This is a genomic window from Paenibacillus sp. CAA11 (assembly GCF_003060825.1).
In the GTDB taxonomy this organism is placed as follows: domain Bacteria; phylum Bacillota; class Bacilli; order Paenibacillales; family Paenibacillaceae; genus Fontibacillus.
Genome location: NZ_CP028922.1, coordinates 2,136,626 through 2,157,595, shown reverse-complemented (window position 1 = coordinate 2,157,595; position 20,970 = coordinate 2,136,626). Strand labels below are relative to the sequence as shown.

At 47.3% G+C, this 20,970-nt stretch carries 17 protein-coding genes; 5 read left to right on the top strand and 12 right to left on the bottom strand.

Features of this window, described 5'->3' with window-relative positions; all coding sequences use genetic code 11:
• The first annotated feature begins 198 nt into the window (after positions 1-198).
• The gene (locus DCC85_RS10125; RefSeq protein WP_108467801.1) at positions 199-1,554 is read left to right on the top strand and encodes a TrkH family potassium uptake protein; all 1,356 of its coding nucleotides are present in this window, start codon (positions 199-201) and stop codon (positions 1,552-1,554) included.
• Between the two features lie 68 nt (positions 1,555-1,622).
• On the opposite strand, the gene DCC85_RS10120 is transcribed toward DCC85_RS10125, so the two are convergent.
• Complete coding sequence (locus tag DCC85_RS10120; protein ID WP_108465482.1) at positions 1,623-2,360, bottom strand: YheC/YheD family protein; 738 nt, start codon at positions 2,358-2,360, stop codon at positions 1,623-1,625.
• A gap of 242 nt (positions 2,361-2,602) precedes the next feature.
• Between DCC85_RS10120 and DCC85_RS10115 the strand changes: the two genes are divergently transcribed.
• Together DCC85_RS10115 and DCC85_RS10110 are read left to right on the top strand one after the other, a co-directional pair.
• Positions 2,603-3,382, top strand: coding sequence for a DUF6492 family protein (locus DCC85_RS10115; RefSeq protein WP_108465481.1), 780 nt, complete (start codon positions 2,603-2,605; stop codon positions 3,380-3,382).
• 21 nt (positions 3,383-3,403) lie between these two features.
• Positions 3,404-4,768 carry a sugar phosphate nucleotidyltransferase gene (locus DCC85_RS10110; protein WP_108465480.1) on the top strand — a complete coding sequence of 455 codons (1,365 nt, stop codon included), beginning with the start codon at positions 3,404-3,406 and terminating at the stop codon, positions 4,766-4,768.
• 51 nt (positions 4,769-4,819) lie between these two features.
• Here the strand turns inward: DCC85_RS10110 and DCC85_RS10105 are convergent, their stop codons facing one another.
• Together DCC85_RS10105 and DCC85_RS10100 are read right to left on the bottom strand one after the other, a co-directional pair.
• Positions 4,820-6,202, bottom strand: a complete 1,383-nt coding sequence (locus tag DCC85_RS10105) for a glycine--tRNA ligase (RefSeq protein WP_108465479.1) — start codon at positions 6,200-6,202, stop codon at positions 4,820-4,822.
• A 327-nt stretch (positions 6,203-6,529) separates the two neighbouring features.
• Entirely contained in the window at positions 6,530-7,381 is an 852-nt protein-coding gene (locus tag DCC85_RS10100) for a hypothetical protein (protein WP_108465478.1), read from the bottom strand.
• A 488-nt stretch (positions 7,382-7,869) separates the two neighbouring features.
• On the opposite strand from DCC85_RS10100, the gene DCC85_RS10095 reads away from it, so the two are divergent.
• A complete protein-coding gene (locus DCC85_RS10095; RefSeq protein ID WP_234414410.1) occupies positions 7,870-8,145 on the top strand; it encodes a hypothetical protein in 276 nt (91 codons plus the stop codon).
• Positions 8,146-8,233: 88 nt separating this feature from the next.
• Positions 8,234-9,796: a PA2928 family protein gene (locus DCC85_RS10090; RefSeq protein WP_234414409.1), complete on the top strand. Its 1,563-nt coding sequence runs from the start codon at positions 8,234-8,236 to the stop codon at positions 9,794-9,796.
• A 124-nt stretch (positions 9,797-9,920) separates the two neighbouring features.
• On the opposite strand, the gene DCC85_RS10085 is transcribed toward DCC85_RS10090, so the two are convergent.
• The 9 genes from DCC85_RS10085 to DCC85_RS10045 all read right to left on the bottom strand — a co-directional run bounded on the left by DCC85_RS10085 (position 9,921) and on the right by DCC85_RS10045 (position 20,960).
• Positions 9,921-11,849, bottom strand: a complete 1,929-nt coding sequence (locus DCC85_RS10085; protein WP_108465476.1) for an ATP-dependent DNA helicase — start codon at positions 11,847-11,849, stop codon at positions 9,921-9,923.
• A 120-nt stretch (positions 11,850-11,969) separates the two neighbouring features.
• Positions 11,970-13,988, bottom strand: a complete 2,019-nt coding sequence (locus DCC85_RS10080; RefSeq protein ID WP_234414408.1) for a serine hydrolase domain-containing protein — start codon at positions 13,986-13,988, stop codon at positions 11,970-11,972.
• A 51-nt stretch (positions 13,989-14,039) separates the two neighbouring features.
• Entirely contained in the window at positions 14,040-14,723 is a 684-nt protein-coding gene (locus DCC85_RS10075) for a hypothetical protein (RefSeq protein WP_108465474.1), read from the bottom strand.
• The gene (locus tag DCC85_RS10070) at positions 14,720-15,595 is read right to left on the bottom strand and encodes an ABC transporter ATP-binding protein (protein WP_108465473.1); all 876 of its coding nucleotides are present in this window, start codon (positions 15,593-15,595) and stop codon (positions 14,720-14,722) included. Before DCC85_RS10070 ends, DCC85_RS10075 begins: the two co-directional genes overlap by 4 nt.
• Positions 15,595-15,972: a GntR family transcriptional regulator gene (locus DCC85_RS10065; protein WP_108465472.1), complete on the bottom strand. Its 378-nt coding sequence runs from the start codon at positions 15,970-15,972 to the stop codon at positions 15,595-15,597. Before DCC85_RS10065 ends, DCC85_RS10070 begins: the two co-directional genes overlap by 1 nt.
• A gap of 144 nt (positions 15,973-16,116) precedes the next feature.
• Positions 16,117-17,547, bottom strand: a complete 1,431-nt coding sequence (locus DCC85_RS10060; protein ID WP_108465471.1) for a YfcC family protein — start codon at positions 17,545-17,547, stop codon at positions 16,117-16,119.
• A 75-nt stretch (positions 17,548-17,622) separates the two neighbouring features.
• Positions 17,623-19,206: an amidohydrolase gene (locus DCC85_RS10055; RefSeq protein WP_108465470.1), complete on the bottom strand. Its 1,584-nt coding sequence runs from the start codon at positions 19,204-19,206 to the stop codon at positions 17,623-17,625.
• 142 nt (positions 19,207-19,348) lie between these two features.
• Positions 19,349-20,062: a GntR family transcriptional regulator gene (locus tag DCC85_RS10050; RefSeq protein ID WP_108465469.1), complete on the bottom strand. Its 714-nt coding sequence runs from the start codon at positions 20,060-20,062 to the stop codon at positions 19,349-19,351.
• Positions 20,063-20,144: 82 nt separating this feature from the next.
• Entirely contained in the window at positions 20,145-20,960 is an 816-nt protein-coding gene (locus DCC85_RS10045; protein WP_108465468.1) for a fructoselysine 6-kinase, read from the bottom strand.
• Positions 20,961-20,970: the final 10 nt, after the last annotated feature.

Below are 20,970 nucleotides of genomic sequence, written 5' to 3'. Positions count from 1 at the left end.
TGTGCCTATTCTATATTATCCTCTATTTTGACGGAGGATGCCAGCAGAAGGATCGATCTCCTGTTAGATCCTTACCCTTTACGAACTCTTTACAACTGTCTTAGCTTTGGCTGTCCCTAAATCTGCAATGAACAGGTTGAAATCATGGATTGTTTCCGATAATGTAAAAGGGTTAGTTCAAGGAGGGATCTTCTGTTGTTGAATAAGCCTAAGAAAGCCTCAAAAATCATTACCCCTCCCAAGGTATTGACAAGCGGATTTGTTCTGTTAATAGCTGTCGGCACACTGCTGCTGTCCCTGCCCTCTGCCTCTGCCGGCCCTGAGCGCATCCCGCTGCTGGACGCTCTGTTCATGTCCACATCAGCTTCCTGTGTGACGGGGCTGTCCGTCATTGATGCAGGAACCCAACTGTCGCTCATGGGCCAGATCGTTCTGCTGACCTTATCCCAGATCGGCGGCATTGGATTTATGACCGTTGGCACGTTGATCGCACTCGCTTTTAACCGCCGAATTTCATTGCGGGAGAAACTAATTCTGCAAGAGGCTATGAATCATAACACCATGGAGGGACTCATCTCGCTGATCAGGCGAGTGCTCATCTACTCTGTCATTATTGAGACACTAGGGGCGGTTATACTTGCCTTTCGCTTCTCATACGATATGCCGCTCGGAGAAGCCGCCTATTTCGGCGTATTTCACAGCATATCTTACTTTAACAATGCCGGATTTGATTTATTCGGACAAATCAGCGGCCCGTTCAGCGGATTAAACAACTATGTGAGTGACGTAACCGTGAATTTTACGGTGATGTTCCTGATCTTTCTCGGCGGCCTTGGTTTCATTGTGATCTATGATCTGCTCGAATATCCCAAGACCCGAAGATTATCGTTCCACTCAAAAATTGTACTGACCTTCTCTGGAGTGCTGTTTCTGGCAGGTGCACTGCTAATCTATTTGCTGGAACGCAGCAATCCTGCCACCTTCGGCCCCCTGGATGAGGGCAGCCGCATAATGGCTGGACTGTTTCATTCCATCTCTGCTCGTTCAGGCGGTGCCAGTACAGTTAACCTGGGGGACATGAACCACTCGTCCCAATTTCTGATTATGGTGCTGATGTTTATTGGGGCCGCCCCAGGTTCAACTGGAGGAGGAATCAAGGTCACCGTTTTCGCTGTGCTCGTCGGAGCAGTGTACACGATGATCCGGGGAAGAGAAGAGATCGTCTTCTTCCGCAAGCGCTTGTCCAAGGACTCGATCTTCAAAGCTATTACCCAAACATGGCTTGCCCTGTTCCTCGTAATCTCGACGGGGATGGTACTCTCCGCGCTCGAAGATCGCGAGTTTTTGAATATCTTATTCGAGACCGTCTCCGCCTTCGGAACCACAGGCAGCTCGCTTGGCATTACTCCACAGCTGACCGGACTGGGTAAAGGAATTCTATGTATCATCATGTTCCTTGGAAGAGTCGGGCCGCTTACCTTGGCCTATGCGCTTGCTCCTAAGTCCAATAAACAGCTGTACCAGCATCCAGAAGGAAAGATCATTATCGGTTAAGCATCAGGCTGTTCCTCTAATATTTCTTTAGGGGAACAGCCTTTTTCTGGTTAACCATCAAGTTGCCGTTATTTGGATTTCTGTAAAGCTGCCCGGCGGTATTTCATTACTTTACGATACATGGACTTATCCTTTAATTGATTGAAAATATACGGATCGGGATTCATATTCACCTCGATGATCCAAGGCGTAAGTGTTCGATCCAACCCGATATCTACACCAATATGCTTCAACTTGGAATACTTCTTCTGCATATGGGAAGCGATCTCCACTCCAAGCTCTCCCATGTCCTTCAGCAGGCGTGTCTGCTGCTGCCCCGTAACATGCCCCTTCAAGAGCGTTTCGATCGCTGTTGGCTTGCCTCCACTATGATAATTGGTAACGATCTTGCGAGGATGTCCCAAACGGCCGATAACTCCTGTGTTTTCCCATTTTCCCGCCGGGCTCAGTTGTACCATGACGCGAATGTCAAATCTGCGGGTCTTGTGCTTCAGCAGATGAATGCCGCGCTGAATTAAGTAGCTCCGACCCTGAATGCGTTTGGAGAGACTTTTGTATAAAGAATCGATGTTCTCAAACTGCTTAAGTGTCTCTTCATATTGGTAACTATAACCTTTGCCTCTCTCCCCCTGAACACGCATAACTCCACGTCCATAGGTTCCTTGTTCAGGCTTTACATACACCATGCTGTATTGATTCAACATACTTGACAGATTCTCCCTGGAGAACTTACAAGTCTCCGGAATATATCGACGAATACTACGATGGCTTAATAGAATTTCTGTCTTCCTCCATTTGCTGCGCATGGAACGAGTTTGACTCGGTAAACTACCTGTCTGCACATCCCCCAACTCCTTCACTGAATGTAAAGCATTCTACCTCTTGCCACTGCATCCTATGCGCGGAATTTCAAACCGTATCAACCACATGCCCTGACTGATAAAAATATTCTTCTAAGATGCCCTAGCCCTCGCAATCTTGCATTCATATTCATATTTTAAGATAGACGCTTGCAGACCTGCGTAAATTCAGAAGCGGAGTTGAGGATATGGCTGATGAAATCGATGTTTTGATCCCTGCTATAGAAAAAGACCTGGCGACGCTGCCCCTGGTCATTGATGCGGTTCGGCGTTATGTAAAGCACCCCATTAACAAAATTTACGTCGTATCACCGCTTAGTGCTCGCATTCAAAAACTGTGTAAGCTTAAAAACTGCACCTTTGTGAACGAGAAGAAAGCCCTCCCTATCACGAAGAAGAATATTCACTATTCCTCTTCCAAATGGGAACGATCCGGATGGCTCTATCAGCAGCTATTAAAGATGAACGGAGATCAAATCTGTAAGAAACCGAACTTTCTAGTCATTGACGCAGATACCGTCTTCATAAGGCCCCACACCTTTATCAGCAAAGGAAAAACGATATTCTACTGCCGTAGCTGGAGCCAGCCTGAGTATTACCGCACCTACAAGAAGCTGATTGGCTCCAAAGCACCGGCCCCCCGCTCCTTTGTGACCCACTATATGCTGTTCAATCGCAATATGCTCGCGGAGCTTAAACAATTTATAGAGAAGAAGCATCGCAAGGTGTGGTATCAGGCAGTTATAGACAGCATTGATAAGACCCGTTCTTTTGGATTCTCAGAATATGAGACCTATGCCAACTATCTCTACACCAAAGACGCCAAGCGCACTATTCTGTACTCTGCCTTAAACAAATCACTCAAAATAAAAGCCTCTACCCTAAAAAGTGAACAGCTAGAGAAGTACGCACTTCGTTATCGCTCTCTCTCTTTTCACGAACGCAAGGCATATTCCAAGGCTCGCTAATCCATTCATGGAGGTGATCTTATGATTACTCTAATCCTGTGCGGAGGGGCCGGGAAAAGGCTCTGGCCCTTATCCAACGAGGTACGTTCCAAGCTGTTCCTGAAGCTGCTTCCTACTCCCCTGGGTGAGCCGGAGTCGATGCTCCAGCGGGTGACGCGTCAGCTGAAAGAGACGGGTCTGCATCCGCAAGCACGTCTCATAACCCATACAGACCAGGTGCCTTTGGTCATGCGACATACCTCTGGCCAGCTGCCTATCCTTGGGGAACCAAACAAGAAAGGTACGTTTACCGCAGCTGCATTAGCAGCAGCCTATCTGCTGACCCGACAAGAAGCCACCGAGGAAGACATTGTCTGCCTTGCTCCTGCGGACATGTATGCGGATAACGATTTCTTTCATACCATGACAGGCTTCCCTAAACTGCTTCGAGATACCGGAGCAGAGCTGGCTCTGCTGGGGGCTCGTCCCACTTCTCCTTCCACCCAATACGGCTATATCATCGCTGGTGACGGTAACGGGAAGCCTGGAGAATATGCTTCTGTTCAAAAATTTATTGAGAAGCCAAATCAAGCGGATGCCGCCAAGCTTATTGAGCAGCAGGCATTATGGAACTGCGGAGTATTTGCCTTCCGTCTCCGGCTAATTGTCAAGCATATGCAGCAGCTTGATCTTCCTTTGGACTACAACGAGCTGCTCGCTGCTTACCCTGCGCTTCCGGTGCGCAGCTTTGACGAGACCGTCGCTGAGGTGTGCAAGCACGCGATTGTCAAGGTCCACCAAGGGGAGTGGAGCGATCTTGGCAGCTGGGAGGCTCTAACCCGAAGAATCGACCAGACCGTCATAGGGAGCGGAAGTGTTCTTGGCTCTTCAGAAGGTACCCATCTGATTAATGAGCTGCCTATACCGATCCATGTCATTGGCATGACCGATTGTATCGCAGCTGCAAGCCGTGACGGCATTCTTCTAGCTAAGAAGAGCTGCGCGAACGAGATTAAGAAGATATTGGGAGGTCAGCAGCTTCAGCCCATGCAAGGCGAGACTGCAAGCGGAAGCTTTCAAGTGATCGAAGAGGAAGCGGGATCTCCCATCCCGCAATCCACGTACCGCATTATAAAACGTCACTTATTGCCTGAACATCATACGGGCTGCCTTAAGTCGAAGGCCCATAAAGTTTGGACCATGCTCTCCGGCCATGGGGAGCTCTATCTGGAAGGACAGCTGTATCAGGTCCAGCGTGGCGACACCTATCGAATCTTGCCAGGAGCGGTACACGCCCTCTATTCCGCGAAGGAGATCAGCTACACAGAGACAAGAATTGGAGATATTCAGGATGAAGATGAGGACTATGGGGTCGAATTAAAATGGAACGACCTGCTTCAACTATAGCGGAACAATAAAAACAGCCCTTGAAAACATTCAAGGGCTGTTTCTGATTCATTACAATTTGCATTTTTCCTGCAGGAAGGACTTCAGTTCTTGAATCGGCATTCTTTGCTGTTCCATTGTATCCCGGTCACGGACCGTAACTTGTCCATCTGTCTCACTCTCAAAATCATAGGTAATACAGTATGGTGTTCCGATCTCATCCTGACGGCGATATCTCTTACCGATTGAACCCGTCTCGTCATAATCCACCATGAAATCTTGCGAGAGGTCACTGAAGATCGCTCTTGCTCCTTCGGACAGCTTCTTGGACAGCGGGAAAACAGCCGCTTTAAACGGTGCAAGCGAAGGATGGAAATGGAAGACATTGCGCTTGTCATCTCCCTCCAGCTGTTGCTCTTCGAACGCGTCAATCAGGAAGGCCAGCGTTACACGATCAGCCCCTAATGAAGGCTCGATACAATAAGGGACATAACGCTCTCCAGCTTCTTGATCAATATACTCAAAGTCCTCTCCGGAATGAGCTGCATGCTGTTTCAGATCATAATCCGTCCGGTTGGCAATTCCCCACAGCTCTCCCCAGCCAAACGGGAAGAGATATTCAATATCGCTAGTCGCTGTACTGTAATGAGACAATTCTTCCGCAGAATGATCTCTAAGCCGGATATTCTCTTCTCGCATGTTCAATGCCAGCAGCCAATCTCGGCAGAAGCTGCGCCAGTAGGTGAACCATTCCATATCCTCGCCTGGTTTGCAGAAGAATTCAAGTTCCATTTGTTCGAATTCGCGGGTTCTGAAAGTGAAGTTCCCCGGCGTAATCTCATTGCGGAAGCTCTTGCCGATTTGTCCAATCCCCAGCGGCAGCTTCTTCCGCATCGAACGCTGGACATTTTTGAAGTTTACAAAGATTCCTTGCGCTGTCTCAGGGCGCAGATAAATTTCATTCGTGCTGCTTGTAGTGACCCCTTGATAGGTCTTAAACATCAGGTTAAACTGCCGGATATCCGTATAGTTGAAGGCACCGCAGTCTGGGCAGACAATGTGATGCTGTTCAATCAGCTTCATCATCTCATCGAATGACAGCCCGTCAACAACAAGTTCAATTCCCTTATCGGCCAGCGCATTCTCGATAATCTTATCCGCACGATGGCGCGCCTTACACTCTTTACAATCAATCATAGGATCACTGAAATTACCTACGTGTCCGGAAGCGACCCAAGCCTGCGGGTTCATTAGAATGGCTGCATCGACCCCCACATTGTAAGGTGACTGCTGGATAAAGGACTTCCACCATGCCCGCTTGACGTTATTCTTAAGCTCTACTCCCAACGGGCCGTAGTCCCATGTGTTGGCAAGGCCTCCGTAAATTTCTGACCCTGGAAACACAAATCCCCTTTGCTTTGCAATTGATACGATTTGATCCATGCTTGGCTTCATCTGTCCTAATCTCCTTGTTCTTCAAAATGGCAGCGGTCTGAGTCTCTAGGCACAAAGAAAGCCTCCGTCCCCAGACAAAGCGCTTGGCTTGTCTGGGGACGGAGGCTGCTGCTCCGCGGTTCCACCCCAGTTGGCATATCTGTTCTTAAGATATGCCCACTTTAAGAAAGGTTCGGCTCCGAATTTGCCTCTTCAGCGGGAATCTGTCCGGGCTTCCACCACCCCCGGTCGCTGTCAGCAGATTTTCTCCCGCCTACATAGAATTCATCACTGCCGTTCATTTGCAATCATAATAATTCATATTCCAGCCTAAGTCAATTCTTGCCCTTAAGATCCTGGATTTACAGGCTGGTTGCTCTGTTGCAGACGCTCCTTATAATTTACAGATAAAAGCACATTCAGCAGCCCAAGCATATTGTTTGTTTCTTCCCTAGCATCCTTATACACCTTCATGAACTCTTCGTTCTGAGCCGAAGGGGCCTTAATTGCCAGAAGATTCTGCCACTTGTCTCGGAGCAGTTCATACTTCTGAAACAAGGAGACATCCGTCTCTGTCTGAGGAGCGGGAACCATAGAATCCCTGTCTGCAGATTTACTTATGTAGCGTATAGCATTCTGATAATCCGTTGTACTGTAATCCTGATTTTTAACAGCCTGGTCTAGGATCTGAAACGCTTCTCGGGTCATGTACAACGTCTTGACCAGTCCTCTCTCCGTGTTCGAAGCCTGCTCCCAAGTCTTATAGGGTTGGTTCATTTCCATTCCCTCTGTAAAGAAATTATAAGCTTCCTTAATGTAGGATTCTGTATTGACATGGATCGGCTGCTCTGTGTATATATTGACTACGGAATCTCCGTAGTTCGATATATCTGTATGCAACGTTGCGGGATCGGTTACCCGGCGAATCGGATTCTCGTTAACACGGATAATCCCATTCTCGTCCCTCATCTTGTTCATATCCCTGACTGATGTCTGAAGGCCAATCTGTCCCGTGTCCTGCTTCTGCACTTGATCCAGTGGATCTTTGACGGATGATGTAGAGCTTGATTCCGTGCTTGATTCAGGTGCATTAGATACGGCTTGTGTATTGTTTTTATCCTCATCATTTCCGCATGCAGCAAGAAGTGCAGCCAAGCTCAGCACAGCCGTTCCGTAAGTAACGCGTTTTATAAACTTCATCTATTATCTATCTCTCCCCTCTCTCACTACTATACCTCGTTCGCACTGCAATACCAGTTACACACAGCAAAATGAGTCAGAAGCCGCAAACAGTAAGCCACGAGTTATAAGCCTTTTAGCTTAGTTCATCGTCCTAGTCAGTTTTCTAGTGTCTGCTTAACATCTATATCACGTAAGCGCTTCATAATTATGAAGGGTTACTGTATGATGAACTAAAAAGCAGCCCTATATAGAATGAATTAAAGAAATGAACGTTATAGGACAGTATTTGGCCGTGATAACAGAAAATTCAATGTAAAACTTTAATTCAATTTATATGGCTTGAACGCAATTCAACTTCTCTAAAAATGGAGAAGTCTATGATGAGTTCTAGCGTCCTGCATTTTATAACACCACCTATTCCCTACTTTGTAGACTGTGGACGAGCAAGCTATGAGATTGGAGAGTAGCATATTTCGAGAAGCTGCATTGGCGTATTTGATCTAATCATGGTGTCCCGCGGAGGCTTGGTGATCGGCGAGGAGAACCAGGAATGTCTTCGCAATCAGCAGGAGCTGATCACCAGTCATAAAGAGAAGGCCTACGTGAATCACTGTGATGTATTCTCTATCTTCATCCCTGAATTTATGCAGATATCGACTAAGGCCAGGGAGGTGCTCAACGATTTCTCCCGTCATCATATCACCTACTTTTCCTCCTGCTTCACGAAGAAGGAGGGGCTGCCGCCGACCAGCTTTCGCAAGAAACTTATTGGCCACCGTTAGGGGTGATATGAAATGAGCGATTATGTTAGAATAGGAGAATCCTGTGTTTTCCAGGACTTCAATGAACCTTGGAATGGAGATGATGTATTTGCAATTAAGTTTCTGGGAGAAGATCGTCGAGGCATTTAAATATAATGATGTGCTGTGGCATGATATCTATCTGACCATTATCTATGCCCTGCTTGCCATCGTTGCTCTTTTACTACTTAAGAGCTTTATCCGCAGCATTAAGCTTCGTTCAGATCCTGAATTTAAGAAACGGATGGCTCGTCCCCGCCCACTTCGAGCTATACTAACCGGTCTAGGAGGTGCGGCAGGCTTCCTAATCATTCCGATGGGCATATTTCTCGTTCTTAGCATCCAATTAGGGAATGTTAGCAGTGCCAGTGCGAACAATCAGCTTATTTTGTATGAGCAGCAGAGCAAGCCCCTTGCTGTATCCATTGTGGAGAAGTTCCAAGCCAATTCTTCAGGCCAGTATGGAACAACTGGAAGTACCCATACATATTTGGAAGCAGTCGACTTAAATCGTGGAGAACTTGCCTGGAAGACTCGACTGCAGAGAGGCGGTTCAAGAAACAATTTCATACTTGGACTGACAGAGGATCAGATCATTGTATTTAATGGAGAAGGTATCACTCTAGTTACCAAAGCAAATGGGAAGATCATTGCCGATCAGGATTCCCTAGCAGACAACAGCCCGGTGCTTAAGGGACAATTCTCCGAAGATCCAACTTGGTATAAATGGGAGGACAAAAGCCAAACTATTCGGTTCAAGGGAGCTGACGGACAGGTCTATGAGATCGACCCGGCCCATCAGACTGGGAAGCTTCTGGAGGGTGTCAAAGCCTCCGCTTATTTTCAGCAAGACAGTGCGGATCAATCTCCCAACGGGGATAATCAGACGCTTCTTCTGATTAAATCTGGTGCCAAGGATGGACGGTACATGACTTTCCTCGGGGATGAAGAAATCGAGGCCATGCAGCAGCAAGCCGCCATCGAAAGCAATGTCAGTGAACGCAGAAAGCTGTACATTGGCAGTCTGCAGCGTAAAGGCAAGGCCTATACAGACGATCTTAAGCCGGTCTCTGATCAAGTCTTTATCAAAGGCGCCTTCCTTGCTGATGATAAAGAAGACGCTAGCAGCCCTTATCTGTTTGTAAGCCCGCCGGATTTTAAATCTCTTGTGAAGGAGCCTGTTGCTCCACAATCCAAGGATTACAGTAATGTACCGGCTTATTTCGATGCCCTGGATGCCTATCACGAAACCGCGGATGCCTACGGGAAACAGGAACAAAGTTATAAAGAGCTGTTCCGATATCTGCAAAACCGGTACGGGAGTGTGGTAAACCGGCCTCCGCTCACTGTAGGAAAAACTGGGGTTCTCCTGGTTATTCATCAATCTAGTACTTTGCCAGATTCTCATTTCCTCCTTAGTGCTGTTGACACGGCTAGTGGCAAGGTGCAATGGACCGCAGATACCGGAATGCAAATGCTGGGCCAATATAAAGTTCAGAAAGGATCTCTGGTTATGATGGGCATGGCTCAAGGGAGCAGCATCACCGACCTGCTCACCTTGTCATTGTCCGACGGACTGATCAAAGGCTTTAATTATAAATATGAGAAAAGCTATACGCGGTCTCCCCTTTAAGAAGGATACACGCGACCCTGATGTATCACTGTATTCATATCTCCATGAACAATAAAGAACAGGTCAGGATTCCCTGACCTGTTCTTTATTTTCTAGCGAAGCACCCATTATCACATGCCAAGCTTCACGCCTTAAGCGTTCCCTCCGGAAGCAAACGAACGACCTGATCCCTCACTTCAGGATTCTGAAGCTGCTCCCCAAAGATCGTTACCGATCCTTGATCTTCCCGTGAACGAATGAGCCGGCCTATGCCCTGCTTGACCCTCAGCAGCATATAAGGAAGATCCACTTCCTCAAAAGGCTGATTCGATTCCTGCCGCTTAGCTGCAAACACAGGATCATTCGGCGGGAAAGGCAATTCCCACATGATCACCTGGGACAGTGATGGGCCTGGAATATCAAGCCCCTCCCACAAAGTTGCGGCACATAGTACGCTGGTCTCATCCTGCTGAAAGCTTGCAATCAGGTGGCTGATTTCTGCTGAGCCTTCAAACAGCAGCTTGTAGCTGGACTTGAATGATAATTTGGTGTATCTGTCACGAAATTCCTGAAGCTGCTCTTTGGAAGGAAAGAGCAGCAAAGATCGCCCTCCCTGCTGCTCCAGCAGCTGGATAACGGAGTTTATTTTCACAGCCGGATCGGCCTCAGCTGCCATTTGCACCTTCATGCGCTCTTCGTAATCATACGGGGAGGGCACGGAGAATGACTCATATTGCTCAATTCCCAAGCTTTGTGCAATATAATCAAAAGAACCGTTCACCGACAAGGTGGCCGATGAGAATACGATCGGCATCTTCTTGGAGAAGACGCGTTCCCTAAGCACCTGCTTCACTTGCCTTGGCATAATGACCAGGGTCAACCCTTCCCTATCTTCACTCAGCCAAGAAATCGGAAGTTCACTCAACTGGAACAAGCTCAGTGCGTGATGGATCATCTCCAGATGTTCCTCTACAATCTTAAGTGAGTATTCATCCAGAGCGAATAGGCCCCCTTCAAAGACCAGCTCTTCCTCAATGACACCAATCTTTTCTTGGAGCTGCTTAATTTCTCCAAGCAGCTTGCCAGACAGATGCAGCTCTTTGCGGTCGGAACCGACTACCTTGCGGCTGTTTGCGTCAAGCTGTTCGAACAAGCTCTCGCTTTGCGAAATCGCCTCTTCAATTGCCATCGCGAGACTCTCCCGAATCTCTCCTTGAAGCAAACGGAGAAGCACACTCTCGAATTGATGGTGCTGAAGCTTGTAGGTTAAGGCATTCTGCGTTGCTGTCTCCAGCAAATGACCTTCATCAAAGATGACAGAGCTGTGCTCAGGCAGTAGCGGAAGCTGGCCTTTCCGTTTTCTCGTCTCATAGGTCCAAACATGCTCCATGTAGAAATCATGGGAACAGATAATCAAATCTGCAGCCTTGCGGTAATAATCGCGGGAGAGCGTCTGTCCACAGCGATGCCGCTGGCTGCAAACACTGCAGTCCTGGAAGGCGTCCCAGCCAAGCCTTCCCCACTGCTCATCCGACAGATGCGGGTAATCCTTACGGTTGCCGTAAGGATGGAAAGCCTGCAAAGTCTCCGGTGACTTTACAAAGGAGGGAAGGCCTTTGTGAATTTCGCGATATAAATCCCCGTCCAGGCTCGCATAACGGGCTTCGTCCAGCTTGTTGAGGCAAATATATTGATCGGGTGATTTGCCGAGCCGGGCATCTATGATGAGTCCCAAATGTTTGGCCAGCTTAGCCACGTCACCTTCCGGTTTGACAAGCTGTTCAATCAGAGATTCATCTGCACAAGCAATAATCGCAGGTCTTCGAGTATACCGGGCGTAGGTAACAGCATACAGCAGGTATGCGATCGTCTTCCCCGTGCCTACTCCTGCCTCTGCGAACATAACTGATTTCTCGCGGTAGGCCCGCTCCAGCTGAAAGGCCATAAAGATTTGTTCATCCCTGACCTCAAAGCCGGCCTCGGGTAATATATCGTACAGGACATCCGCAATCCAGTCGCTCGCTTGCTGGATAAACGGTTCCTTAGGGTTAAATTCAAAGGGGTAAGAACTCAATCGGGTATGCCTCCATGTTCAAAATAAAGTCAGACTATTTATTATACCCTAATGTGTGCAAAAGAGCGAAGCTAATATAACAGGAAAAAGCCGTTCCTAAAGTGCAGGAACGGCTTGACTTTATTCACTTCCAATCAACTTAGCAAACTTCGTAAGGATAACAGCTGCTTCTTGACGCAGCAGCGGATCAGCTGCCCGGTAATCCACACTTCCCGCTTCACCTGCTCGAACATCGGGGCCAATCAGGGAAGACCCTACCACAAACTGCACAGCTTCGCGCGCCCATTCTGGAACTTCTCCATGCAGCTTGGCTGTAACTGTTGGGAAGCCCAGGCTTTTTGAAAGGTGATAGATAAATGCTGCGACTTCCTCACGCTTAATGATCTGGTCGGGCAAAAACACCTGTTTCGCTGTGCCTCTGATCGCGCCAAGTTCTGTCATCGTTTGAATATCCGCTTCATACTGATGCCCCCGTACATCTGCAAATATAGAAGGTTTATTGGAACGCTTGACCCCTGCCAGCCTGGTGATCATAGCTGCGAATTCCCCGCGGGTGAGAGGCTTCTCCGGATTAAAGCTGGCTGCGTCAGCCTCAAGTACCCCGCCAAGCTTTCTTAGATTATTGATATATGCCGCATACGGGGAATCCTTAGGGACATCCTGATAATCTTTGTAGCTAGGAAGCTTCTCGCTCCAAGCATCCGGGAGGTCATAACTCAGGTATGATATGCTCCCATCTGACTCCTGTCTAAAAGCAGCAAGCCGCCCCTCCTCATCCTGGAACAATAGAGGTTCTAGCTGTTCGAGCTTATGCGTGCCGCTGGGGCCGCTGATCTCCAGATAACCTGCTTTGGCTGTTACATCAAAATGAAGAAGCGGTATTCTCAAATATCGGTACGCCCCTTCAAATTGAGATAGTTCTGCCTGGGTTGGCTGAAGGGGTACAATTGGCTTGCCGGACTGCTTAGGATAATAATGATCCATGAATGCTTGAAAAAAATCATTGCGAATTCCGGAGTTATCATTGTTAATGACAATAAATCCGCCTACCTTCTGTTCAGGCAGGAGCCACATCCATGAATGATAGCCTTCCAGATCTCCGCCCTTTCCTACAACTTGCTGTCCATTGAAAGACTCATGGTGGAACATTTCAAAACCATAAGCTGCATTCGGCAGTTTTGAATTTAGAGCCACATGCGGCTTCTGCATCTCTGCGACCGAGCTCGGCTTAAGGATAGCAGTCTCACCTAATTTGCCCCCATTCAACATCGCAAGCATGTATTTTGAAAAATCCGTACTAGTTGAGAACAAGCCCCCATCAGGAGCGATCGTAGGGATGTTGGGATAAGCTTGCCGAGGCTTATTATTAGCATCATAACTTGTCGCAAGTCCTGACAGCACTTCGCTTGTCATCTGAAAATCACTGTGTTTCATCCCTAACGGATTCAAAATCCGTTCTTTCATAACAGCTTCAAACGGTTTATTCGTAACCTTCTGAATAATGTAGCCTTGCAGCGTGTAGGCGTAGTTATCGTACCGATAAGCCGTTCCCGGCTTGCGGACGATAGTGGGCAGGTAATCTTTGACGTATTGTTCCAAGGGATACTTTTTCTCTAAGCCAAAGGCGGCCGCTCCACTAACTCCGTCCGTATAGTCGAAGCCGCTTGTATGCGTCATAAGATGCTTCAGAGTAAGAGGGGATCCGGTTTGGTTTGGAATCTTGATGTCTCCTAAATAAGCCTCTACAGACTTATCCAAATCAACTTTACCTTCTTCAGCTAGCTGCATGACTCCTGTAGCGGTGAATAATTTAGAAATGGACGCCATTCTGAAGTATGTCTGATCCGGGTCTACTTGCTTCTTGGACTGGATATCCGAATAGCCATAACCTTTATTCAGCAAAACCTTATCGTCCTTAACAATCACGACAGCTGCACCAGCAAGCTTGCTCTTCACTTCAGGTCTGGAGAAATACGAGTCTACAAAGCTCTGAACTTCTTGTGCATCCTTCGGACCGTTTATCTGTGAAGCAGCCCTTGTGCTTTGATGAGGAATTCCTGTTAGTGAAATCATGGTGATCGCCGAGAGCAACAACATTCCATATTTTTTGCTTCGCTTCAAAATATTCAATTTTCTCACCTGTCCCCAATTTTTTTTGACTGTTGAACTCCAAAGCTTGAGTGCCTAAGGCTAAACTGTTCTTCTGCGGATGAACATATAGCCGCCAGCAAAGCATACAGCACTTAGCAAAGTAGTTAATCCCAACCCGGCTGCCAGTGAATCATTAAAGAGCAAGGCAAGGAAGAAATCCGCAACGGACCCGCGAAGCGCAGGAACTGAAGTGCCAACTGTAATGCCTGCGATCAACAGAATCCAGATCACCCAGCCCCATACGCTTTTAATGCCTGAGAAGAGAAGATTTAAGAGCGACATCAGCAGCAGATAAGCACCAAATTGATAGAGAAGAATGCCGGCGATCCCTTTCTCATCCCAATGAAAAACCTCAATGATGTTAAATGATTTAATATATTCTCTTATATATCCCACCTCCAATTTGTAATACAGCAGGTTTAAGATCGACATTATCGCCGCCCATACGACGATCGTGACAATAACACCGCGATAATAGTCCTGCCTGGAAGCGCCCAAATTCATATATCTTCTAAAGAAGCTGACAGGCAAAATAATCGACATAAAAATCAAGAAGATTAAAAGTTCATTTCCTGCGGAAACTTGAATATTCTCACTATTGTCAACAAAAAGACTGATTATTGCATTGACAGCAAACGCGGCCAACACAGCCCCTACGATACACCATAAATAAATCCGGAGCTGAAGATAAGCTGCTCTCCAGTAAACTCTTAACTTCTTCAAGCCAGTTCTCCCCTTTCGATCATGTAAGCAAAGAATTTCTGCAGCGGCAGTCCATCGACGGAAATCCCTTGACGCTCCGCCTCGGCCAATACATTCACATCAAAACGGTCATATACCGCCACCATCATGTTCTTGCCGAACTCTTCCCGGTAAATGACCTGTTTGCCGGCTGTAAACTGCTCAATCGCTTCCCTAGTACCGGTTAATAAATGAGAGTCAGACCGGATCTGGTCCACATCCTCATGCAGGAGAATCGAACCACTGTCCATGATATATACCTTCTCAACCACTGTAGCGATCTCATCAATAAGGTGAGTAGAGAGCAGAATCGTTCTCGGATGTTCGGCATAGTCCTCCATCAGTACACGATAGAATCTCTCGCGCATCAGCACATCCAGCCCCAGGACAGGCTCGTCAAAAATGGTGAGTGGCGCCCGGCTGGCCAGTCCAACGATATTCCCTACTAGAGACTCCATACCGCGTGACAGCTGACGGATTTTCTTATTGCGGTTAAGCCTGAAGGTTCTTATAAGATCATTTGCCAAGGCTTCATCCCACCCAGGATGGAATGCAGAGGCAATCTCCAAGATCTCACCAACCTTTGCCCCTCCGAAGAACAAATTCTTCTCTCTTACATAACAAGTATCCTTAGGCGAATCACCAGGATTAAGCTTGCTTCCAGCCACTTCAATAAGTCCATCGTCAGGGAAGATTCCCCCGGTCAGCATATTGAGAAGGGTTGTCTTTCCGGCACCGTTGCGACCCAGCAGACCATATATGGTATTCTCCTCCAGCCTGAATTCCAAATTGCGGACGGCTTCCGTCTTCCCATAGCTCTTGCTAACATTCGTGCATTCCAATACGGCACTCATTAATCATTCATCTCCTTTATGTCCTGCTCGATCATTCGAACAATATCCTTCTTGGTTAGGCCAAGCTTGCTTGCTTCATCAAGCAGCTTGACTACGAAATCGTTATAAAAACGATCCTTCCTCTTGTTCATAATCAGTTCCTTGGCCCCCTCGGCCACATACATGCCCAGCCCTCTCTTCTTGTACAAAATCCCTTCATTCACCAACAATGCAACTCCCTTTACAGCTGTAGCCGGATTAATCTGAAATGTCTTCGAAATTTGAGTTGTTGAGATAATCTGATCCTCCTCCTGGTAGGTACCACTCAGGATGTCATCCTCAATCATTTCGGCGATTTGCAGAAAAATCGGCTGGCCTTCATCAAAGCTCGATTTCATTCCATCACCTTAGTCTATTGGTTAGTTAGTCATGTAATTAACCATAAAACCTTTGTGGTAATTTGTCAACCATTTTTTCCCTCCGCACAAAAAACCGCGCACTTGGCCATCCAAGTACACGGTTTATAGTTTGTGCTCTATCAGCTACATCCCTACATAGGCTGAAATGGCTGCGAATACAGCAGCAATCACCCACAGCAGCGGGAAAATCTTCATAATCACTTTCAGCCATTGGCCGAAGTTGATGCGTGCAATCGCCAGTCCTGCGAGCAGAACCCCGCCTGTTGGCGAGATCAAATTCGTCAAGCCATTGCCAAATTGATAGCTGGTTACGATCGCTTCACGATTCACTTGTACCAAGTCTCCCAGCGGCGCCAGAACCGGCATCGTCAATGCTGCTTCTCCTGAGGAAGACGGAACAAAGAAGGTGATCACATTATGCACCAGCAGCATGATGGTTGTAAATGCATAGCTCGGAAGCCCTTTTAACAGACTGGATAAGGAGTTGAGGATGGTGTCGATAATCATGCCATTCTCGGCAATCACTAGAATGCCTCTAGCCAGACCGATAATAACGGCAGCATAAACAAACTCGGCACAGCCCTTCACGAAATTCTCGGCCATTTCTTTCTGGTTCATTTTAGAAATGATGCCCGCAAATAATCCCAATGCCAGAAAAACAGCACCAATCTCAGTCATATACCAGCCTTTGGCCAAAATGCCCCAAACAATAAGCCCTAAGGTAACTACAAACCCGGATAGGATCAGCTTATCCCGAACGGAGAAATGAATCTCCTGTCCGTCGTCTTCCGTAAGAAAAACGGGTCTATTAATGAGATCGTTCTTAAATACCAGTGATTTCTCAGGATTACGTTTGACTCTATGCGCATACCACATCGTGAACCCGATGGACACCCCTGTAAACACAAGCCACTCTATAAAACGAAGCCACAACTGCGGGTTGCCCTGAATGCCCGCAACTCCCTGTGCAATCAACACAGAGAATGGATTCGTCGTAGAGCCTACATAACCGATCTGTGTCCCCAGGAACAGAATTAGAATAGCTGTCATTGAATCAAAACCTAAGGCAAACATCAGGCTGATGAATATCGTATATAAGGGAATGATCTCTTCACTCATCCCAAAGGTTGAGCCGCCTAAGCTAAAAATAATCATGGATAGCGGGATGACCCAAATTCCGCGGTCTTTAAGCTTTCTAGCCAAGGAGACGAGTCCTCTGTCGATCGCCCCTGTATTCAGAATAATTCCGAAAGCGCCTCCAACAACAAGTACAAAGGCTACAACATCAACCGCATTCATAACCCCTTCCATGGGGGCACTTAGAATAGCACCGATTCCCTGCCGTTTATCCGCACCATCCTCAATCTTGGGAACCGTATGATAGGTCCCCGGAACAATAACCTCCCTGTCCGTCCCGTCAATAGTAGTGTGTTCTCTAGTAAACTCACCGCTTGGAACGATCCAGGTTAATGCCGCCATGACAATAATAATAACGAAAATAAGTGTATAACTATGAGGTAAAGCCCATCTGCTTTTTTTCTTCGCGGTGTCCATAACATTCCCTCATTCCGGTTTTATATCGTTATGAAACGTCATATTTCATACAAGCCATGATTGATTTTTGTATGTTCATGACCACCTGCTGCATTGATCATAACGTACAGACCCATTCGCAATCGTTAGTACGACTTCAGCGGAACGGATCGCTGAACTTTCCACCGTGAACAAGTTACGGTCAAAGACAGCAATATCCGCCAGCTTCCCCACTTCTAATGTCCCCGTTAGCTCCTCCATACCACAATGAGAAGCTCCATGGATCGTCCAAGCCTTTAAGATTTCTGCGATAGATAATCCACGATCCCGCTGCCAGCCGCCCTCTGGTGTACCATCCGGAAATAGTCTGGCGTGAGCGGCATAGATGGAGTCGGGAACGCTGGTCATAAACAGCGGCAGGTCTGTACCGAATGCCAGGGGAATAGCCGCGTCCACAATTCCACGATAATTATGAAATCTACTCTCCTTAGCCTTGCCAACACATGCTGCCATATAGGCCTCATGGTGCGAGGGGTTTAAGAGCAATATTTGAGCATAGACTTCTGCATAGATTTCGAGTTCCCCCATCCGCCTCAAATCATCCGGATGCGGATACTCCAAATCGCTGATGGAATGCTTAAGCTGATTGCTACCGGACTGCTTGCGGCATTTCTCATAGATGTCGACACACTTGCGAATAGCGGCATCGCCCTCGGCAGTAAGGCAGCATTTAATTCCGTGCCGGTCGGCTTCAAGAACGGTTTGCTCAAGTGTGTCATAATCTACTGATTTCAACCCGGTTACTCCTGGCATATCTGCATAAGGCTCAAGCATATCCCCTGTATGATCTGCGACAACCCCGTCTACCATCAGCTTACAGCCTTGATAGCGAAGGTGGTCTCCAGGGTAGATTCTTTTACACTCAGCTCCGAATTTCGTATTTAACGGCTCAAGCACTGGTTCCAAAGCGAAGTGCACGCGCAGCGGCAGCCGCTCCTCTCTCTCCAATTGTTGAAGAACAGCCAGAAGTCCGTAAGAATCGTCAAACTGAATGTCCTTGATCGAAGTGACTCCCCGCTTAGCCATCTCATCGCAGAAGGACAGGAACGCAGACTCCACTGCCTCCGGATCGCTTAACATCTCCCTTAACAACAAGGCTCTTGCCTCTGCGCTGCACTCCTTCGGAGTAAACTTATATCGCTCTGTAGCGAGCTGATTCATCCAGCATTCACTTTTGCTGCGATTGATAGCCGTGACCGGACGATCCGGGAACATATCATCCAGCAGCTTAGAATTCGGAGATCCGCCCCAAGCTTCAGCATCCCATCCGAAAGCGTATACATTTTTGCCTTCAGGCAATTCTTTAGCCGCATGAAGGAGAAGCTCTGCCGCCTCCTCCGGTGAAGAGGTCTCACTTAGATCAACACCATAATGCAGCGACATGTAACCTGTAAAAAAGACATGGTTATCATGCACGCCTGGCATGATGAGCTGATCATGGAACGAGTATACCTTGGTCTTGGGACCGATCCACATATCCTTGTCTTCGACAGGGCCAATAGCTAGAATCTTATTTCCTCGAACGGCTAAAAATCCTGCTTCCGGTTCATTGCTTAAACCTGTGAATATGGCATTAGATACCAGTAAAATATCTGCGCTGCTGTTAGAACTGCTTCCCATAAATTTATCACTTCCCGCTTCGATCAGAATTGAAATTACCGCTCTTCCACAATATTACGTTATATAATGTTATATACAATAACTGGATTGCTCCGTTCGGAGCAGTCAAGGATAAAGCTGTTATGAAAGAGCGGCATATGGGTTAAAGGGTAAACTGATAACGTTGACCAATCATATATTGGTGCCCGATATGAACTGGCTGGCCTGATTGATCATAAATGACGGTTTTCATATAAAATAAGGGTTCGCCAATAGAGACTTCCAGCAGTTTCGCTTTGACTTCATCTGCCAAGGCTAATTCCAGTGTCGTCTCCCCCGGCTGATTAGGATCAATTCCATACTTCTCCCTAAGTAGCTCGTAGAGCGAGCCTTCCAGCTCCTCTTCCATCAGAAAAGAAAAGCGGGATTCGGGATAGTAGTTATTCTCCAGCATAAGCGGGTTCTCTTCCGCATATCGTTTGCGCTGAATATAAATGACCTTCTCGCCTCGCGCAAGCCGCAAAAGCGTTTGCATTTTGCTGTCCGGTTCAATCATCTCCCTGTACGTGACCTCACTGTGTGAGGATAGTCCATTCGCTTGACAGGCTGCCGTAAAGCCAATTAAGTGCTCAATCTTTCTACCGATCTTAGATTGGCTCACAAAGGTTCCCTTCCCTTGCTTCTTAACCAGGTAACCTTCCTGAACCAGCTCTTCAACCGCCTTGCGGACCGTAATCCGGCTGACATTATACCGGCTGCTCAGCTCAATTTCCGTTGGAATCTGTTCCCCTTGCTTAAATTCTTCATTGTTAATGGCCGATTGGATGGCTTTTTTTAATTGAATATATAAAGGCTCGACATGATCCGAATTTAACATATTAACCTCGCTTGTTATATAACGTTATACTCCTCTTTAAGAGTAACAAACGTCTGCTATTTTCTCAAGCGTGATTAAAGCCTCAAGAGCAAGCTACTCCATAACCAAAGGAACCTTCAACCAGGCAGCTCTTAGCGGCAAAGCGCGCCCCTTCAGCCATGGCTAAGTGAATATCTCTTTCTTTAAGAAATTTAAGCAGAAAAGCAGCGATAAACGAATCTCCGGCTCCCATGGTATCTACGGCCTCGACCAATATAGGAGTTTGATAGTGGTATGTCTGCCCATTATAAGCGATCGCCCGGTCTCCGCCACGTGTAGCTAAGAGCAGCTGGCCTTTTCTCCGGTAATTTGCTTTGAGAAACTCATGCGTCTCCTCATCTGTCATATGGCTGCAGGAGAAAAATGCAAAATCAACCTTGTCAATATGCTGATCCACTTGCTGCTGCTCGAAATCATCCGAGAAATCGAAGGAGATCGGAATGCCCAGTTCCCGAAGGTCTGAGAGTAAATGACCTGTATGACTGTAAAGTCCTGTGTGCATGACAGCAAACTTACGAATATATTCGTAGTCCTCAGTCGTCAGCTTCAGGGGATGAAGACGGGACACCCCGCCTTCATTACTGCCAAGAAAGACACGGTCACCGTTCTCCAGAGTAACTCTTGCGCATCCGTTCTCACCGCTCTCATAACGGCATCTGGAGATATCGATTTGCAGCTCCTTCAGAACCTGCTGTACATGCCCTGCTTCCACATCATCCCCAAAGGTTCCGAGGAAAGAGGCTTCCTCACCTAGCTGTTTGGCGAACACGGCGAAATTCAATGCATTTCCGCCAGGATACATGATGTTCAAATGCACATATTTGTCGACTACATTATCACCAATACCTAGCACCTTCATTTTACATCAC

What these genes read in the sequence shown, in the direction of transcription:
- DCC85_RS10060 (WP_108465471.1), bottom strand. Translation starts at nt 17,547, where the DNA reads ATGGACACCGCGAAGAAAAAAAGCAGATGGGCTTTACCTCATAGTTAT.
- DCC85_RS10055 (WP_108465470.1), bottom strand. Translation starts at nt 19,206, where the DNA reads ATGGGAAGCAGTTCTAACAGCAGCGCAGATATTTTACTGGTATCTAAT.
- DCC85_RS10065 (WP_108465472.1), bottom strand. Translation starts at nt 15,972, where the DNA reads ATGAAATCGAGCTTTGATGAAGGCCAGCCGATTTTTCTGCAAATCGCC.
- DCC85_RS10110 (WP_108465480.1), top strand. Translation starts at nt 3,404, where the DNA reads ATGATTACTCTAATCCTGTGCGGAGGGGCCGGGAAAAGGCTCTGGCCC.
- DCC85_RS10115 (WP_108465481.1), top strand. Translation starts at nt 2,603, where the DNA reads ATGGCTGATGAAATCGATGTTTTGATCCCTGCTATAGAAAAAGACCTG.
- DCC85_RS10120 (WP_108465482.1), bottom strand. Translation starts at nt 2,360, where the DNA reads ATGCGCAGCAAATGGAGGAAGACAGAAATTCTATTAAGCCATCGTAGT.
- DCC85_RS10070 (WP_108465473.1), bottom strand. Translation starts at nt 15,595, where the DNA reads ATGAGTGCCGTATTGGAATGCACGAATGTTAGCAAGAGCTATGGGAAG.
- DCC85_RS10100 (WP_108465478.1), bottom strand. Translation starts at nt 7,381, where the DNA reads ATGAAGTTTATAAAACGCGTTACTTACGGAACGGCTGTGCTGAGCTTG.
- DCC85_RS10095 (WP_234414410.1), top strand. Translation starts at nt 7,870, where the DNA reads ATGGTGTCCCGCGGAGGCTTGGTGATCGGCGAGGAGAACCAGGAATGT.
- DCC85_RS10045 (WP_108465468.1), bottom strand. Translation starts at nt 20,960, where the DNA reads ATGAAGGTGCTAGGTATTGGTGATAATGTAGTCGACAAATATGTGCAT.
- DCC85_RS10050 (WP_108465469.1), bottom strand. Translation starts at nt 20,062, where the DNA reads ATGTTAAATTCGGATCATGTCGAGCCTTTATATATTCAATTAAAAAAA.
- DCC85_RS10105 (WP_108465479.1), bottom strand. Translation starts at nt 6,202, where the DNA reads ATGAAGCCAAGCATGGATCAAATCGTATCAATTGCAAAGCAAAGGGGA.